General features: G+C 61.5%; 15 protein-coding genes. All 15 read right to left on the bottom strand.

Features of this window, described 5'->3' with window-relative positions; all coding sequences use genetic code 11:
- Positions 1-166: 166 nt before the first annotated feature.
- Positions 167-973 (bottom strand): carbon-nitrogen hydrolase family protein, encoded by an 807-nt coding sequence (locus ACM3N8_RS13095; protein ID WP_290018920.1) that lies wholly within the window; start codon positions 971-973, stop codon positions 167-169.
- 19 nt (positions 974-992) lie between these two features.
- Entirely contained in the window at positions 993-1,580 is a 588-nt protein-coding gene (locus ACM3N8_RS13100; protein ID WP_139749525.1) for a nucleotidyltransferase domain-containing protein, read from the bottom strand.
- Positions 1,577-1,909, bottom strand: coding sequence for a Dabb family protein (locus tag ACM3N8_RS13105; protein ID WP_290018925.1), 333 nt, complete (start codon positions 1,907-1,909; stop codon positions 1,577-1,579). The genes ACM3N8_RS13100 and ACM3N8_RS13105 overlap by 4 nt, the downstream gene beginning before the upstream one ends.
- Before the next feature lie 37 nt (positions 1,910-1,946).
- Complete coding sequence (locus tag ACM3N8_RS13110) at positions 1,947-5,846, bottom strand: YhdP family protein (RefSeq protein ID WP_416016210.1); 3,900 nt, start codon at positions 5,844-5,846, stop codon at positions 1,947-1,949.
- Positions 5,847-7,316 (bottom strand): ribonuclease G, encoded by a 1,470-nt coding sequence (rng, locus tag ACM3N8_RS13115; protein WP_042868629.1) that lies wholly within the window; start codon positions 7,314-7,316, stop codon positions 5,847-5,849.
- A 194-nt stretch (positions 7,317-7,510) separates the two neighbouring features.
- On the bottom strand, positions 7,511-8,098 hold the full coding sequence (locus ACM3N8_RS13120) for a Maf family protein (RefSeq protein ID WP_290018928.1): 588 nt from the start codon (positions 8,096-8,098) through the stop codon (positions 7,511-7,513).
- Positions 8,099-8,149: 51 nt separating this feature from the next.
- Entirely contained in the window at positions 8,150-8,635 is a 486-nt protein-coding gene (gene mreD, locus ACM3N8_RS13125; protein ID WP_042037959.1) for a rod shape-determining protein MreD, read from the bottom strand.
- Entirely contained in the window at positions 8,635-9,540 is a 906-nt protein-coding gene (gene mreC, locus ACM3N8_RS13130; RefSeq protein ID WP_065401911.1) for a rod shape-determining protein MreC, read from the bottom strand. The genes mreD and mreC overlap by 1 nt, the downstream gene beginning before the upstream one ends.
- Positions 9,541-9,582: 42 nt before the next feature.
- Complete coding sequence (locus ACM3N8_RS13135; protein WP_005308111.1) at positions 9,583-10,623, bottom strand: rod shape-determining protein; 1,041 nt, start codon at positions 10,621-10,623, stop codon at positions 9,583-9,585.
- 204 nt (positions 10,624-10,827) lie between these two features.
- Positions 10,828-14,475 carry a DUF6701 domain-containing protein gene (locus tag ACM3N8_RS13140; RefSeq protein WP_290018930.1) on the bottom strand — a complete coding sequence of 1,216 codons (3,648 nt, stop codon included), beginning with the start codon at positions 14,473-14,475 and terminating at the stop codon, positions 10,828-10,830.
- Positions 14,472-14,942, bottom strand: a complete 471-nt coding sequence (locus ACM3N8_RS13145) for an MSHA biogenesis protein MshP (protein WP_416016211.1) — start codon at positions 14,940-14,942, stop codon at positions 14,472-14,474. Before ACM3N8_RS13145 ends, ACM3N8_RS13140 begins: the two co-directional genes overlap by 4 nt.
- On the bottom strand, positions 14,932-15,759 hold the full coding sequence (locus ACM3N8_RS13150) for a PilW family protein (protein WP_241280132.1): 828 nt from the start codon (positions 15,757-15,759) through the stop codon (positions 14,932-14,934). The genes ACM3N8_RS13145 and ACM3N8_RS13150 overlap by 11 nt, the downstream gene beginning before the upstream one ends.
- Positions 15,759-16,319, bottom strand: a complete 561-nt coding sequence (locus tag ACM3N8_RS13155; protein WP_241280130.1) for a prepilin-type N-terminal cleavage/methylation domain-containing protein — start codon at positions 16,317-16,319, stop codon at positions 15,759-15,761. The genes ACM3N8_RS13150 and ACM3N8_RS13155 overlap by 1 nt, the downstream gene beginning before the upstream one ends.
- Entirely contained in the window at positions 16,306-16,812 is a 507-nt protein-coding gene (locus tag ACM3N8_RS13160) for a prepilin-type N-terminal cleavage/methylation domain-containing protein (RefSeq protein ID WP_241280127.1), read from the bottom strand. Before ACM3N8_RS13160 ends, ACM3N8_RS13155 begins: the two co-directional genes overlap by 14 nt.
- Before the next feature lie 61 nt (positions 16,813-16,873).
- Positions 16,874-17,311 (bottom strand): prepilin-type N-terminal cleavage/methylation domain-containing protein, encoded by a 438-nt coding sequence (locus ACM3N8_RS13165; protein WP_241280125.1) that lies wholly within the window; start codon positions 17,309-17,311, stop codon positions 16,874-16,876.
- Between the last annotated feature and the right edge of the window lie 11 nt (positions 17,312-17,322).

Raw genomic sequence — 17,322 nt, forward strand, 5'->3', positions numbered from 1 at the left:
GGGTCTGCATCACGGCCGAACAGGCTTTGCCCAATCGACCCGACCACAGCCGGACCCGGCTTAGTAGCGGTCAGCGGCTGCGTTTCAATTTTTCATCACGCCATCAGAGCAGGCGGGCACAGCTCAGCACCGCCAACAGGCTGCATTTCAATTCACCACCATACCGTCAAAGCAGGCGGGCGTGGCTCAGCACCGGCATGGTGCGCTTCAATTCATCGACAAGCCCGGCATCCATCTTTGCCAGCACTGTGGCACGGCCCGCTGGCTGGCAGGCCAGCACCCGGCCCCAGGGGTCGATCACCATGCTGTGGCCCCAGGTCTGGCGCCCCGTCTCGTGGGTACCGCCCTGATTGGCGGCCACCAGATAGCACTGGTTCTCGATGGCGCGGGCCCGCAGCAGCGGCTCCCAGTGCGCCTCGCCGGTCACGGCGGTAAAGGCGGCAGGCACCAGCAGCACGCGGGCTCCGGCCCGGGCCAGCTGGCGGTAAAGCTCGGGAAAGCGCAGATCATAACAGATAGAGAGGCCGAGGGGACCAAAGGGGGAGTCCACCAGCACAGGCTGACTCCCCGGGCTGAAAGTCTCCGACTCCCGGTAGCGACCCTGATTGTCGGCCACGTCCACATCGAACAGGTGGATCTTGTGGTAGTGGCCCTTGAGCTCGCCGCTGGGGTCGAACACCAGCGAGCTGGTGTGGATATGCTCCGAACCGGCGATGGTGGTCGGCATGGCACCGGCCACCAGCCAAATACCGTAGTGACGGGCCCACTCGGCCAGCTGGGCCTGGATCGGTCCTGCACCGATTGCCTCGGCCCCGTCCAGATAGCCCTGCCGCTCGCCAAACAGGGCGAAGTTCTCCGGCAGCAGCACCAGCAGTGGCCGCTCCTTGGGCAGCGCCGCCAGCTCGGCGTCTATCTGCTCCCGGTTATCCTGCCAGTGACGGCCGGACACCAGCTGTATTGCGGCTAACCACATGGTTCTCTCCTTGTCCGCGTTACTCGCGATCCACAATATCCGGGTCTTTATCCATCTCTGCCAACAGTTTACGCAGATGATGCCTGACTAATCCCCGTTGACCCCGTTCCGCCCATTTGAGGCAATCGAACAGCTCCCACACCAGACCATTACCGTCCCCCATGTAGGCAGGGAAATCCCAATGGCTGGGCGCGGGCCCCGCGACCTCCAGCGCAGATAGCGAATGGGTTTTATCAAAAAGAGGCATGTAAGGCTTGGCAAGCGGGAAACCGGCATCGCGATCAAGGATATGGATCTCGATGCTGGACATATCCAGGAAGATATAGCGCCAGTAGGAACAGACATCTTCATGTCTTCCTTGCCAACAGTGGAACACCGCACGTTCACCGACAATGGAACGAACCAGCGCTTCCCCATGCTGATGAAAACCCGGCTCGGCCAGCAACAAGACATCGACATCAGAGACCCGGTCCGCCTTTCCTTTGGCAAGCGAACCAACCACCACCCCGGCACCAATGGCGGGATGGGCTTTGCCATGTTCCACCACGGCTCGCAACAACGTCAATTGCAGCGGTGGAATCTTGCCCCAGCGCTCATCCTCCATCATGACAGCGTCCCAACAGCAACCGCATCGCCGGCCTGCAGGGTGTAATCCAGCACTATGATACGTTCCAGCACCGGGCGGAAGATGGCCTTGAGGGCATCGTGATCCGGGTGGGGCAGATAGCGCTGGCGGGCAGCTTCATCGGCGAAGGTCATCAGCACGCTGTGGGTAAAGCCCTCGGCCCGTCCCTCCGGACTGTCATTTTGGCCCCACTCCACGGCCAGCACGCCGCTGACCTGGTGCGAGATGGCGAGAAAGGCCGCCCTGACGGCCGCGATATCGTCGGGACTGGCCTCACCCTTGAAGGTGATCAGCAGAATATGTCGGATCATGGCTCACTCCTTGTGATGGCAAGACCCGCCACCAGCCTCAGCGCTGGGCGGGCCCCGCGTGTTTGGGGGTCAGCAGGAAGGGGGTCACCTCCTGCGCCGGCAGGTTGGGGGCAACCGCATCGACCGCCTCCTTCTGCTGCTGGTTGAGCTTGATGCGGGCCCGATCCCGTCCTGCCTCGATCAGCTTGGGATCGTCGAGCGGGCCCGAGACCCGAAAATCGATGCGGGTCACCACGTCCACTACCGGCTCCAGCAGCTTGGAGAGGGCCAGCACATAGAGGCCGGTGATCGGAGTCAGCGAGAAGGCCGCCACCACCGGCAATGTGCCGCCCAGGTTGGGGGAGAAGCTCAGCTCGTAGTCGAGTCGCCAGCGCACCAGGTCGGCGATGCCTTCGCCGCGCAGGTTGCCCGCCGCCCCCTTCATGTAGAAGTCCTGGTTATCCACCACCCCTTGCTTGATCTTGGCGGAGGCGGACATGGATTCGAAATAGAAGCCCTTGTCGAACACATCGCGAAAATCGAGCCGCAGCTTGCGCAGCAGGGAATCCAGGCTGAGCAGGGAGAGCAGGCGCGCCCCCTTGTCGTTGACCTCGCGCAACGTGCCCCCCTCCAGCTGATAGTTGGCACTGCCGGCCAGGGTCGGCACATCCAGCCGATAGGGCACATCGTTCCAGTTCAGATCCAGCGCCATCTTGCCGGGCGCATCGCCGATGGGCGAGGTATAGCCGAGCCGCTTGAGCAGTAGCTCGCTGTTGTTGCTGCTGATGCTGGCACGGGCATGGGTCTGCATCCGGCCGGGCTGGGCCAGCCAGTCCACAGTGCCGGTCAGCTGGCTGCCCGCCAGCCGCATGTCCAGCCCCTTGAGGGTCAGCTTGTTGGCGCCGGGCACCAGCTCTCCCTTCACCTCCCCCAGCGGCAGGGCGCCGAAGCGGCAATCCACGCAGCTGAAGGTGAGCCAGGGAATTGCGTCCATGATGGCCCTGTCCTGTCTGGCATCGGGCTCGGGGCTCAGATCCGAACTCTTGCCGGACCAATAGATGCGGGCAAATTTCGCGTCTATGGGCTGACGCTCGGTCACCGGCAGGCGCACCACTCCCATCACGTCCGGGCTGTCGATCATCACCTCGGTGGCCTGCTTGACCGGCCCCACGGTGAAGTGCACCGCCTTGAGGTTGGCGCTGCCGATGTCGGCGCGGGCCAGCTGGCCATCCACCCACCACTCCTGGGGCAGGAAGGCGGGGCCGACCACGGCATTGCCGCCCGCCGCCATGCTCGCCGGCAGCCATTGCTTGAGTCGGGCCAGCCAGCCGGCCACATCCGCCTGCTGCTGGTTGATGGCCAGCAGCATGGGCTTGTCACGCAGCACCCGGGCGCCGGGCTGACCCACATCCACCCGCACCCGGCTGAGGTAAGGCACCCCATCGCCATAGACCAGCCGACTCTGCATATCCACATCGGCGCCCAGCACGGCACGAATGTCGGCGCTGCCGTCGCGGCCACGGGCTGTCACCTTGAGCGGCAAGCGGCTGTTGGCGTCCTTGGCCAGCGGCGAGGGCAGATCCAGCCCCATGCCCTGCAGGTTGGAGTCCAGCGCCAGCTGGAAGCTGAATGGCTTGTCGTTGGGCAGGGTCAGCCCCAGGGTACCGGCCCAGTTGCCACGCCCCTTGAGGATGTCGAGCACGGGCAGATCGCGGCGCTGGCGATTGCTGTCCCACAAGCCCTTGAACTTGAGGTCGACCTGATAGCGGTTCGGCTGCTGCCGACCCTGATAATCCAGGGTCAGCGGCTGGTTCCACAGGCTGGCCTTGAGGTTGCTGAAACGGGTCTGCTCGTTGTCATATTCGAGCCGCCCCTGCACCTGCTCCAGCGGCAGATCCAGACTGGCGACCCGCACCTTGTTGTTGCTGAACAGGGCGTCGCCGCTCGCCTTGACCTTGCTCTCGCCATCGAGGGGGATATCCAGCTTGACCGAGCCCTTGAGCGGGCCCCGGATCTCTACCTCCCGCAGCGCCTGACCGACGGAATCCCCCAGCGGAGAGTCCTGCAGGTAGTCGCTGATGGCCTTGCCCTCGCCCGCCACCTTGGCATCCACATAGAGGTGGGCGCCCGGGTAGAGATCCGGGATCCAGGCATGGACCGAGTCTGAGCTGGCCTTGCCAAGGTGGGTGGAACGGCTGTTCATGTCGAGGCTGGCGTTCTGGAACAAGAGATCGATCTGCAGCTCGGTGAGCGGTTGCCAACCGGGGAAGAACTGGAAGGTGGCCTGCTCCAATGGCACTGCCACCTGGAAGATGCCCTCGCCCTTGCTGTAGGGGAAATCCTTGAACTCGCCGTACCAGAGCAGATCCGCGCCCTTGGCCTGGCCGCCCTTGATGGCGCCGCTCAGGTAGTCCACCAGGCTCTTGTCCATCACCTGCAAGGGGTAATAGCGATCCGCATTGCCCGCATTCTTGACGTCGATGCGGCCGGTCAGGGCGAGGAAGGTGTGTTCGTACAGATCCATTCTGAAACGGCTGGCGAGGGTCAAATCCGGGTTGTCCAGCGCCACGTCCTGACCATAGAGCACCCAGCCCCTGGGATCCTGCCACCAGTCGAGCCGCGCCGAGAAGCTGTCGATCGGGATCGGCTCCTTGAAGTGACGAGCCGGATCCAGCTTGTCCTTGTGCAGCGCCAGCCGGGCGCTACCGCCGGTCGGGGTCAACCAGAACTCGCCGTTGAGATCCTGCACGCCGGGCACGTCCTGCCAGGCGGTGACCTTGATGTGGGAAAGCTGGCCGCTGAGAGAGAGCCCGCGCCAGTCGGCGTCGGCCTGCAGGACAAGATCCTGCAGCTGGCCCTTGGGCTGGGTGCGCTTGAGGGTTTCGGTCAACTCTGGGTAGAGGCCGGAGACCAGCTGGCTCAGATTGGCGACCTGATCCAGATCGATGGCGGGTACATAACCCTGGATGCGGGAGCCAATCCGCTCGAGCTGCAACCGGCTCTGCAACCAGGGCTTGCCGTCGAGCTTGAAGGTCACGTCATGGCTGGCGAGTTGCCACTCTTCGCCATCCCGGCGCAGCTGGATCTTGCCCCCCTGCAGGCCGAGACGGTGCATGGCACCCTGTTTCTCATCCTTCCAGATCAGGTAGTTGTTGCCAAACGCCAGCAGGGACTCCCCCAGCTGACCGCTGGCAAACGTGCCCCAAAGCTGGAAATCGAGCTGGCCGGCCACCCGTGGCTCGCCGGCGTGGGTCCGTGCCAGCATGGGGCTGATGTCGAGCTGGCTGGCCCCCAGATAGAGCTGACCCTTGAGCCGATCGAGCCGCACCTCGGGGGCATCCACATCCAGGATGAGATCTATGGTGCTCTCGCCCACCCCGTTGATGAGATAGGCCTTGCCGACCCCCTGATGGCGCTTGCCGCGGTTCTGCCAGCGCAGCTGGGCTATGTCGAGGGCCCGCACCTCCCCCAGCGCCGTGGTCAGGCTGAGGCGGGTGTCGTGAATGTCAAAGGTGGAGAGCTGGGTCAGCAGGAAGCGCAGCAATGCCTGCTGCTGATCACGGCCGTCACTGGGCTCGGGGTCGGCCGGCTGGGCCAGATCCAGCGCTATGTCGCCATCGCTCAAGATGAGCTGGCCGAACACCGGCTTGAGTTCGTTGAGGGAGCGCCAGAAGTCGAGGTGCGCCCACACCTTGCCAAGGCGCAGGGCGAAACGGCCGGAATCCGGCGCTATCACCAGCTGTTGCAGCTCGAGAGCCGGGCCGCGCCGGGTCCAGTCCAGGCCGATGCGATCGACGCTGGCTTCCAGCTTGCTGTCGGCCAGCAGGGTGCCGAGCAGTGCCTGCCTGTGCTGATTGAGCAAGGGGCCGCCAAAGCGCACCAGACTGACCAGGATGGCCAGCAGCACGAAGAAGACCCCGAGGGCTAACCAGCCCCGACTCAGCCAGCGATAGACCAATTACATCATCACCACATCGAATTGTTCCTGGCCGCAGAGTGGTTCACTCACCACCCGGACCTGCTTGCCGATGAACACCTCCAGCTCGGCGAGGCTGTGGGACTCTTCGCCCCGCAGGTAGTCGGCCACGGCCGGCGCGGCGTAGACGGTGAACTGATCCGCATCGTAGGCGCGATTGACCCGGATGATCTCCCGCAGGATCTCGAAGCAGACCGACTCCACCGTCTTGACCCGGCCGCGCCCCTTGCACTCGGGGCACTCGGAGCAGAGCACGTGCTCCAGGCTCTCGCGGGTACGCTTGCGGGTCATCTCCACCAGACCGAGCTGGGAGAAGCCGTTGACGTTGGTCTTGGCTCTGTCCTTGGAGAGCGCCTGCTCCAGGCTGTGCAGCACCCGCCGGCGATGATCCTCGGACTGCATGTCGATGAAATCTATGATGATGATGCCGCCGAGGTTGCGCAGGCGCAGGTGGCGGGCGATGGCCGCCGTCGCCTCGACGTTGGTATTGAATATGGTCTCTTCCAGATTGCGATGGCCGACGAAGGCACCCGTGTTGATGTCCACCGTGGTCATGGCTTCGGTCTGGTCGATGATGAGGTAGCCGCCGGATTTCAGCTCTACCTTGCGATCCAGCGCACGCTGGATCTCGTTCTCCACGTCGTAGAGATCGAAGATGGGCGACTCGCCGGAGTAGTATTCCAGCTTGCCGGCCAGTTCGGGCACGTACTCCTCGGTGAAGCGCTTGAGCTGATCGAAGCTCTGGCGCGAGTCGACCCGGATCTTGTCGAGCTCGGCGCCGACGAAGTCGCGCACCACCCGGAAGGCCAGGCTGGGATCTTCATAGAGGATCTTGCAGGGCGGATACTTCTGCTTGCGCTCCAGGATCTTGCGCCACAGCCGCTTGAGGAAGGCGGCGTCCTGCTCCAGCTCCTGCTCCCCCACCCCTTCGGCGGCGGTGCGAATGATGTAGCCCCCGAGATCATCCACATAGCTGGCCACGGTACGCTTGAGGCGCTCCCGCTCCGCTTCGGACTCGATGCGCTGGGAAACCCCCACATGGGCACTGCCCGGCATGAATACCAGATAGCGGGACGGCAGCGTGATGTCGGTGGTGAGACGGGCGCCCTTGGTGCCCAGCGGATCTTTCACCACCTGCACCATGATGTCCTGCCCCTGGCGTACCAGCTCGGCTATGTTGCCGGCCTGGAACTGCTCCTTCTCCTTCACCGCCACACACTCGGTGTGCGGCACTATGTCGGAAGCGTGCAGGAAGGCCGCCTTGTCCATGCCGATATCGACGAAAGCCGCCTGCATGCCGGGCAGCACCCGGCTGATCTTGCCTTTGTAGATATTGCCCACTATGCCGCGCTTGGCCTGACGCTCTACGTGCACTTCCTGCAGCAGACCGTTTTCGACCAGGGCGACCCGGGTTTCGGAGGGGGTGACGTTCACCAGCAGTTCTACCGACATAAGTTACCTTGCCTTTCTAGTTTTAAATTCTGGCAGCCAAACCGGCGCGTGCCCGGTGAGTAACGCAGTAAGAAACAGCCGGCGAGTTTCACCGACCCATGCCTTGCCTGTGATGGCTTCAAATTCTGACCGCCATGTTCCGACCCTGTGCATGCCCGCGGAACGGGCCTTGCAGAACATGGCTGGCGGATAGATTACCGAGACTGTTCCAGATGATGCTTGATCAGCAGATCCGTTTCCAGCAGGGGCAGGCCGACCACCGCGCTGTAGCTCCCCTCGATGCGGCTGACAAACTTGCCGGCAATCCCTTGAATCGCATAGGCACCGGCCTTGTCGCAGGGCTCACCCGTGCGCCAGTAAGCCTCGATCTCGGCCTCGTCCAGCTTGCGAAACGCCACGTTGGTGGTGACCAGGCGCACATCGCAGCGCTCCGGAGTCGCCAGCGCCACCGCCGTCATCACCTGATGCACCTTGCCGGAGAGCGCCTCCAGCATGTCTTTGGCATCGAGCAGGTCGGACGGCTTCTCCAACACCCGTTCCCCCAGCACCACTATGGTGTCGGCGCCCAGCACCGGCAGCGCCGTCGGGGCTGCTGCCACCCCGGCCATCGCCTTGTCACGGGCGAGGCGGCAGACGTAATCCTGCGCCTTTTCACCCTCTTCCCGCCGCTCCGGCACATCCAGTCTGAGTACCTCGAAGCGGTACCCCAGCTGGGCAAGCAGTTCATGACGGCGGGGCGAGCCCGAGGCGAGATACAGTTGCAGTTCGTTGTGCTTGTTCATATTCACTTAATGAGATGAGGTAAAGTTACAATGCATTGTTTTTGCTCATATTCACTTGATATTGAAGCGGCGGCGCACCTTGCGCAAGACCAGAAACACCCAGGGCCATATTAGCATCGTGCTCAGGGTCGACCAAAAGTAGGCAAGATTGAGGCTGGCACGACTGAACAGGTGTTCGGCCCAGAAGATGGTCACCTTGCCCACCAGCGAGAGACAGCCGATGATCAGCGCCTGTTGCCAGAGGGAGAAGTTGCGGATCTTCTGGAACTGGAAGGCCGCCAGATAGGTGGTGATGGCCATGGCCATGGCCCGCACACCGAGGGTGCTGCCCAGCAGCACATCCAGCAGCAGGCCCGCCACCCAGGCGGAACCGACGTTGGTCCGATGCGGCAACGCCAGCGCCCAGTAGATGAGCACCATGGCGAGCCAGTCCGGACGGAAGGGTTCAAATTGAAAGGGAAGCGGCAGGATCGACAGACACAGAGCCAGCAGGATCGAGATCCAGATCCAGATCCTGCCGCTGGCGGGTTGCAACATCAGCGCGTCGCTCCCGCAGCCGAAGTCGCCGCGACCGGCGCAGCCGCCGGGGTCGGCGCCTCTTCATCATCATGCACGTCCGGCTTCTTGTCGGTCCACAGCAGCAGCAGGTAGCGCAATCTGTCCAGTGCCACCAGCGGCTTGGCCTCGACCTGGGCGAAAGGCTTGCCTTCCACATAGTCGGAGCGGGTCACGGTCGCCACCGGATACCCTTCCGGGAAGCGGCCGCCAAGGCCTGAGGTGACCAGCAGGTCGCCCACTTGCACGTCCGTATTGCGCGGCAGGTTGCGCAGCTCCAGCTTGTCCAGCTCGCCGCTGCCGGAGGCAATGGCGCGCAGGTCGTTGCGCAGCACCCGCACCGGGATGCCGTGGCTGGAGTCGGTGATGAGCAGGACACGGCTGGTGGTGGAACCCACGTGCAGCACCTGACCTATCACCCCCTGATCGTTGATCACCGGCTGGCCGTTGTAGACGCCGTCCAGCGCCCCCTTGTTGATCAGCACCTGATGGCTGAAGGGGTCGGAATCCACCGACAGCAGCTCGGCCACCATCTTGCGGGACTCCTTGTGCACCGGAGAACCGAGCAGCTCACGCAGACGCTGGTTCTCGTGCTCCAGATGATCCATCTTGAGCAGGCGCGAACGCAGGGTGAACAGCTGTTGTTCCTGCTGCTTGGTCTGCTCGATGAGGCCGGCCCGGGTCTGCACCTGGGTCGACATGGTATCGAGCATGATACCTGGCGCATTGGCCATGTATTGCAGCGGGCTGACGAGCGAACTGAGGTAGACGCGGACATGGGTAAACACACCGAAGCGAGAGTCCGCTACGATGGCAGCAATGGAGATGATGACGGCGAGAAACAACCGTAACTGAAGCGAAGGGCCTCTACCAAAAATGGGTTTCATGAGTCGTCAAAAAAGAGCCGGCGCGCTGGCCGGCTTTGGGTCTTATTCGTAGTGGAACAGGTCGCCACCGTGCATGTCGATCAGCTCCAGCGCCTTGCCGCCGCCACGGGCCACACAGGTGAGGGGATCTTCGGCAACCACTACCGGTATGCCGGTCTCTTCCATCAGCAGACGGTCGATATCCTTCAGCAGTGCACCACCACCGGTCAGCACCATGCCGCGCTCGGAGATGTCGGACGCCAGTTCCGGCGGAGACTGCTCCAGCGCCACCATCACGGCGGAGACGATACCGGACAGCGGCTCTTGCAGCGCTTCCAGGATCTCGTTGGAGTTGAGGGTGAAGCTGCGCGGCACACCTTCGGCCAGGTTGCGACCACGAACTTCGATCTCGCGCACCTCTTCGCCCGGATAGGCGGAGCCGATTTCGTGCTTGATGCGCTCGGCGGTGGCTTCCCCGATCAGGCTGCCATAGTTGCGACGCACGTAGCTGATGATGGCTTCATCAAACTTGTCGCCACCGATCCGCACGGATTGGGAGTAAACCACGCCGTTCAGGGAGATGATGGCCACTTCGGTGGTACCACCACCGATGTCGACCACCATGGAACCGGTCGCTTCGGAGACCGGCAAGCCGGCACCGATGGCGGCAGCCATGGGTTCGTCGATCAGGTAAACCTCACGGGCGCCAGCGCCCAGTGCGGATTCCTTGATGGCACGGCGTTCCACCTGGGTGGAGCCACACGGCACACATACCAGCACACGGGGGCTGGGGCGGAAATAGTTGTTGTCGTGAACCTGCTTGATGAAGTGCTGCAGCATCTTCTCGGTCACGTAGAAGTCGGCGATGACGCCGTCTTTCATCGGACGGATGGCGGAGATGTTGCCTGGGGTACGACCCAGCATCTGCTTGGCGGCATGACCGACGGCAGCGACCGATTTGGCGTTCCCGCGCTCTTGGCGAATGGCGACAACTGAGGGTTCGTTAAGGACGATCCCTTGATCTTTTACGTAGATCAGGGTGTTGGCAGTTCCCAAGTCGATCGACAGATCGTTGGAAAAGACGCCTCTGAGCTTTTTGAACATGGCTACGGGAAATCCTAAGAATTTGGAGGTGCAGAAAACCGGCTAACTTTACCAATGCCCACCCCAATGGGCAAGCGCTCAAACTGTCGCCAACCCATCAGGCGCGACAAAAATGCGAGTCATCACTCACCCGCACAGGCTGACAAACGCTAATAAACAAGAAGATAGGGGGGAAGATCGCGAAGATCCGCCGCCCCGCCTCCATTACGGCATCACTTCGCGCCGATAAATAATTCTGTCATTACCCCGGCTGGAGCCAAAAATGGCCTCGCCTTGCAAGGTAACAGGGTCAGACAACCAGAGCGGCCGTGATGGCTGTTTCGACAAATCGACCTTGTAGGGGATCCGTACCGAGATATCCGGCTTGGCGAACTGGAACAGGATCTCCCCATCCCTGGCTACCGCCGATATGCCGCCCGGCAGCGAGCTGCCCAGCCCCAGCTTTATCTTGCGGTTCCCCCCCAGGTTGAGCTCGCTGCTGGTCGCATCAAAGGTCTGGCCCGGATTGAGGAAACTGAACCCCTGATTGGCCAGAGAGAGCTGGGTACATTGGTCCAGCTTGTTCAACTGCCAGTTGCCCGCCTCGTAATATTGCATCTGCAAGGGAACGGCCAGCGGCGCAGAGGCAAGACCAGCCCCCGTGCCCGCCAGCAATCGACCGAAATAGACCTGCATGGCCACACTGTCGATCAGCCGGGCATTGCAACCAGAGCCGCTGCAATTGCCGGCCACGGCATCGTTGAAGTCGGGGCTGGCAATCAGGGTACGTTCGCCATCGTTGTCTTTCATATAGAGACCAAACAGCAAAGACTTGTAAGGGCCATCCTGTTGAGTGTCGGAGAGGCGAACAAACTCGCTATTACCGGTAAATGCCGACCGCCCATTCACCCAGGGCAGCGCAGACAGGCTGCGCAACCGGGCCGACAGGGATTTGCCATCCTTGTTGTTGGCAACGGAGAGATAGGCGTCCCCCTTGGCAAACAGCCCCGTATAGTTCTGGGTCTGCCCGCCAGACAGGTTGCGGGCCCGCACATCCAGCGTGACCCCAAAGGGCTGCCCCATATAGGAGAAGGCATTGCAGGCCGGCACTATGTCGCCGCTGACCAGATTGAAATCGGCGGGGATAAAACGGCCCACCGGCTGGCTCTGGGCGGATGGGATTGTGTAAGTGAAGTAACCGCTGGCTGGCGGGGTCGCCGTCATCCGGAACACCCCCACCTCGCTCACCGTCTGGTTGACGCTGTTGAGACTGTTGGCGGCGGCCACATGGTTATAGCTGGTGGTGCCAAGCGTGGCATTGGTGCCCGGGCTGGGGGCCACCAGAGTGCTGCCCAGACCGATGCCGCTCAGTACAAAGTTGGGCGTGGTCTGATTTCCGGCGCAGATATCCCCATCATTGGCGGATTCCCAGGCCATCGCCTTGATGTCTACCTGGAATGTCTCTCCCGCTTTCTTGAACACAGGGCAGCTGCTATTCCCTGCCGCACACACACCTTGCGGGGGTGTAATGCACAAGCCGACAGGACGCGCCACAAACTGGTCGGCGCCAAGCATCACCAGCCCCGCCTCATTGCCCGTGCCGTCGTAACGGACATCCAGTTGCACCTGACCGGCGTCCGGGTAGCTGACCGTCATGCTCGACTGCCCCTGGGCATCAAACATGAGGGATACAGGCGTCGCAGTGCCCAGACTGGTACCGATCACACTGCTGTTGACACTCATCTTGCTGTTGTAGTTATTGCTATTCGGCAAGAGATAGCTGCTCCAGAACTTGATGATCTTGCTCTGGCTGGCAAAACCCGGCACGCACTGCTGGGTCAGGTCGCTCTTCTTGACCGCCTTGATGGTCACCGTCTGCGGCTGGTTGGAATAGGTATCCGGCACGTCGAAGAAAAAGCCGCTATCGGCAAAATTCAGGGTACAGGCTGCCGCACTGGGCGTCCCGGCGCCAGCCTTGCACAAGGTGGTACTGAATGGCTTGGTGGCCGGGGTCGAGCCGGACACCCCTATGGTAACCGCAGTGGCGGTGTTGTTGCGCAACTGAACGGTCGTGGAGCCGCCACTGAAGGTCACCGTATTGCCGCCGATCCAGCCATTGCTGCTGGAAACAGGATCCAGACTCAGGGTCGCGGTGACAGGATCTGTGATTAGCGTGGTACAAGCAGCATCGGCGCACGCCTTGATAGTCACAGTCTCCGGATTGCAGGTCAGTGCCTGACCGGAGTGATCGAGCTGGAAGTGGTCGATCTGCACCCCGACCGGGTTGGATCGCAGGGCGCAGATCCGCACGTTGTCGATCTCGTGGTAGTTGGTTACCGAACCGGTGGAGCCGGTCAGGGAGAGCAGGAAATTGGCCGGCACCGCCGCCTGGCCGGCCTGACTCGCCATGTTGATGGGACCAACCAGGGTGCCATAGCCCGAGCCGGTATCCCGCTCGACTTTCGCCAGCGAGCTGCCAGTCGTCCTGGAGTCGACCGTGATGCGGTAGCGGTGGGGGCGATTGCCGTTGATGCCGCTGTCGACGGACGGACTCAGGTTGCTGACGGTACCGGCCAGATAGTTGTAGCCGGAGGTGCCAGAACCCGAGCCACGGATGGAAACGGCCTGAGGACGGGACCCCCAGTTGTAGTTGCCCCCTTCGTTGGCATAGTTGCCGTACTCGTCGAGCCCCACCCCGAGCCAGCCGCCCGCGAAGCCACTGATCCCAGTCTTGAAGCCATAGCCCAGCGGGCCGCCAAAGGCCCCCGGCTGCGGCGTCAGGGTGGCATCCGAGAGCACCACCGCCATGCCGTCCGCCCCGCTCGTGCCGAAGGTCTTGTAGGCGAACTGATCGAATTCGACCGTCACCAGGTTGCCGGCTCCCGGAAAGAGGCGCTGGAAGGTGGCCGAAGTGGCCTGATCGGTGACGTTCTGGGTGAGGCGCAGGCGGCCATTTTGCACCGATGGCAAGGTACTGTTGTTGCGCTGGGCCACCACCCAGCTGTCCGGGTTGATCTGGGCGCTGTCAAAACCGTCCTCAAAACAGGTCAGCGGAGGAGGAACGGCATAGTCGTTGATGCTGGACTGGGCATCCATGCTCAGATAACGGGCCGTCACCCGCCCATAAACGGTGGCATTGTTGTTCATGGTCAAACGACCATCGGTGTAGAGGTAGCCATAAAATCGGGAGTTGTTGTCTATGGTCATGTCGCCATAGTTGACCCAGACAAGGCTGCCCTGATTGGTCGCATTGATGTTGACCGTGTTGAGCAGCTTCATGTCCTTGTTGACAAAAATGCGCGTCGTGCCGTTGCCGGACAGGCGGATGGTGGCATTGTCGAGGATCAGCGAGTCGATAAAGTAATCCCCATCCCCCAGCACCAGCACACCGTTGTTGCGTACACTCAGCGACTTGATCTGGTAGGTGCTGCGGCTCGGAAAGGTCACAGTGCAATTCTCGACCGTGGCAGACCCGTAGTCCGAGAAGAGTGCGGTTTGCTGGCCCTGCTGGCAAAGAAGCGGCATCACAGAGGTGATGGTCGGGAACTTGTTGTTCCCCGTTGCCATCGGGAGGCCGCGAATATCGCTGCCGGTGATGGCGCAGATCTTGTAACCGCCAGCCCCGTTATCGCAACGGGGCGTATTGTTCTGATCGGGCAGGATGGAACAGAAATTGAGCGGCAGACCGCCGGTGCCATTGATCTTGGGATTGTTGAGCTGGCTCAGCTGGTTGCCGCTGATCTGGTGGCAGGTATTGTTGTTGTCACCATGATGACCCTGTACCACAGCAGGGAAGAAGGTGCTGGTGTCGATAGGGTCAAATGCCCAGACCGGGCTAGTGAAGAGGGCCAGCGCCCATAGCCATTTCATCATGAACCTCCATCATAGGCTTCAACGGCCAGAGTGCGACTCACGGCAAACTCCGGGTTGGCGCTGCCGAGATCGGTAGAACCACAGGAGCCGACACTGAGCAGACGGTAGCCATTGGTCACCCCTCCGTTGTAGGTCACGGGCAGTTGCACGCAACTGATCCTTGCCTCGCAGCCAGCCAGTCCCGGATTGCCATTAAACACAGGTGATGAGAGTACCCACTCGCAGCGATCAAGCGGTGATGGTGGTGTCGGTCTATTGGGAAACAGCTGATACAAGGCTATCTCAAGCCCGCTCTGGGCTGCCAGCAGGGCACGCACACTGCGCACCTCCACCGTGTTTTTCTCGCTGCTGTCGGTCAGAAAGCGGCCCATGGCGGCCGCCAGCAGCGCCATCACCACTATGACAAACAGGGCAATCATCAGGGCACTGCCACGCATGCGTCCAAGAGCCTGTGTATCAGGGCACATTGAACACCTCTATCTTGTGGTTGAAGGTGACCGACTCCCCTTTGCGCTCGAACACAAAGCGCATGCCAAACTCCCCTTGTGCGTTGAAGGCCAGCGCTTCCCGATAGAAAGCGCCAGTACGAATGGACTCCGCCATCAGCACTCCCGTGGCAGGTAACGCGGCAGCGATGGCCGCGCTGGCGCGGGTGAGCCTGTTCCCTGCCACGCAGTAGCGCACCTGCTGGCTGGCAAAATAGACCCGACTGCCCGGCGAGAGGCCTGCCAGGGTCTCGCTACTGCTGTAGCGAATGGTCTGGGCCCCGGATACCGGAGCCAGCACCTCGGTCACTCGGGCGACACAACGGCCATAGTCGCAACCAGCGGTCAGTGAATCCACGCCTGAATTCGGCACAGGGAAGACGGCCATCAGATCCCCTGCCTTGACGGCATTGGCATCCTGACTCAGTGGATTGGCCGCAGAGGCGGGGGTTGCCATCACCAGCTCCAGGGTAGCGCCGCTGCCCGACATGGCTCGATTGAGGACAAGATAGCGGCTGGAGGCGCTGATGGGCCAGAAACGCAGGCAGGCCCCCTCGTCAAGCCAGTTGCCATTCTGGTCTTCAATCCGCTCTGAACCCGGCACAGCATCACGCAGCTCGCGATTGAGCCGCTCCATGGCGAAACGGGCATCGCTCATCAACTGCTCGCGGCTGCTGGCATCGCCATAGATCTGGGTGCCGATGCCGATAAACTGGCTGGTAAAGGTCGCCATGATACCGAGCAGCAGGATCACCATCACTAGTTCGATCAGGGTAAAACCGCACATCGCCGCCCTCATCAGTAGTTCCCCCGGTAGAAGGAGAAGTCGAGCACACTCTGATCCGGCAGTCGCACCTGCAGATCGATGCGTTTGCCCACAGAGCAGGGGGCGACGCAGCTTTTGAAAGTGCCATCGCTGAAATCGACCGCATTTACCGCGATTTTGACCCGATAGTTGCGATACTCTTCGCTGCTGATACCCGCTGCCGTCTGGGTAAACAGATTGGCATCCACCCAGTTACCCGAGGTATCGAAGTCATCCACATCGTTGAAAGCATAAGGGGCCGGCTCGCCATCCGTGCCATAACGGGTCGAACAGGCAGGGATGGTGACGCTGACGACCGTCTCGCCGCAGCGGTAACGGCCACCGTTGTGATCCGAGTTTTCATCGAACGACTTTTGCAGTATCTCCCCGGCCAGGCGCTGGGCCAGCTGGGCGGCGCGTACCTGCTGTACCGGATCCACCGCCTGGGGCGCCTGATTGATCAAGAGCCCGAGAATGCCGGTCAGCGCCACCGCCAGCAGCACTATGCCGACGATCAGCTCTATCAGGGTAAAGCCGCGCTCAGGGGCTCTCATGGATATACCCCTCGGATTCGATCTTGATGCGACTCGTCTCGCCCCCATCGCTCACCTGCAGAGTGCAGCCACCCGCACAGGCACCAAGCGGCCGCCCCATCGGATCAAAGCGGAGTACAAAACGTCCATTACCGGTACCGACCAGAGAGATCAGCAGGCCGGATGAGGCGCTCACCACCCGACCACGGGTCAGTTGGTTGCCAGTCCAGCCAGTCAAGGGATCGCTGCCCGGGCAAGCCGTCTGTGCCGTGACGCCATAGGTGCGATGGGCAAAACGGGGGGAGGCAACGATCAACTGGGTACAGCGGCTGGCAGGTTCGTGCATATTGACGGTCTGTACCAGCCGCAGCCGGGCCAACAGCTCATCGCGGAGGGTTTGAGTTTCAAAGCCGCCTTTGCCCAGCAACTTGGGCACGGCAAAGGCGGCCAGAATCCCGAGCAACAGGATCACCACGACCAGTTCAATCAGGGTAAAGCCCTTGGTTGCAGGCATGGGGTTTCTCATTGGGGAAAGGAGAAAGCGAGGCCGAAGCCTCGCTGAATTGTCGATCTTATTAGCTACAGTTGGCACCGCTTAGAGATACCGAGAAAGTGCCACCTGCCACTGACGGGGCGGTGTAAATAACCTGGCAGCTGTTGGCTTGGCTAGAAGTGTAAACACCATCGTCATTTTTCTGCTCCCAGCTACCATCCACCGTTACTGCATTGCCGATACCAGCTTTATTTGCAGTCGGATAACCAAAGGCAGTGGACACTGTACTAGTGCCTGCGGAAACTGACGCGGTTGGATCTTTCTCTTTGCCATCCAGAGCTGACCGGCTATAAACCAGCTGAGCACCACTTTGCAAAGCCGCCGCAACGCCCTGTGCAGCAGCCTGATTTGCATCATCCTGCAAATTCAGGAACTTGGGGGCAGCAGTCACTGCCAGAATGCCCAGAATGATGATCACTATGACCAGCTCGATCAGGGTAAAACCCGCCTGTTTTTTCATTTTACTTTCCT

The organism is Aeromonas sp. A04, assembly GCF_047780465.1.
Classification (GTDB): Bacteria; Pseudomonadota; Gammaproteobacteria; order Enterobacterales; family Aeromonadaceae; genus Aeromonas; species Aeromonas bestiarum.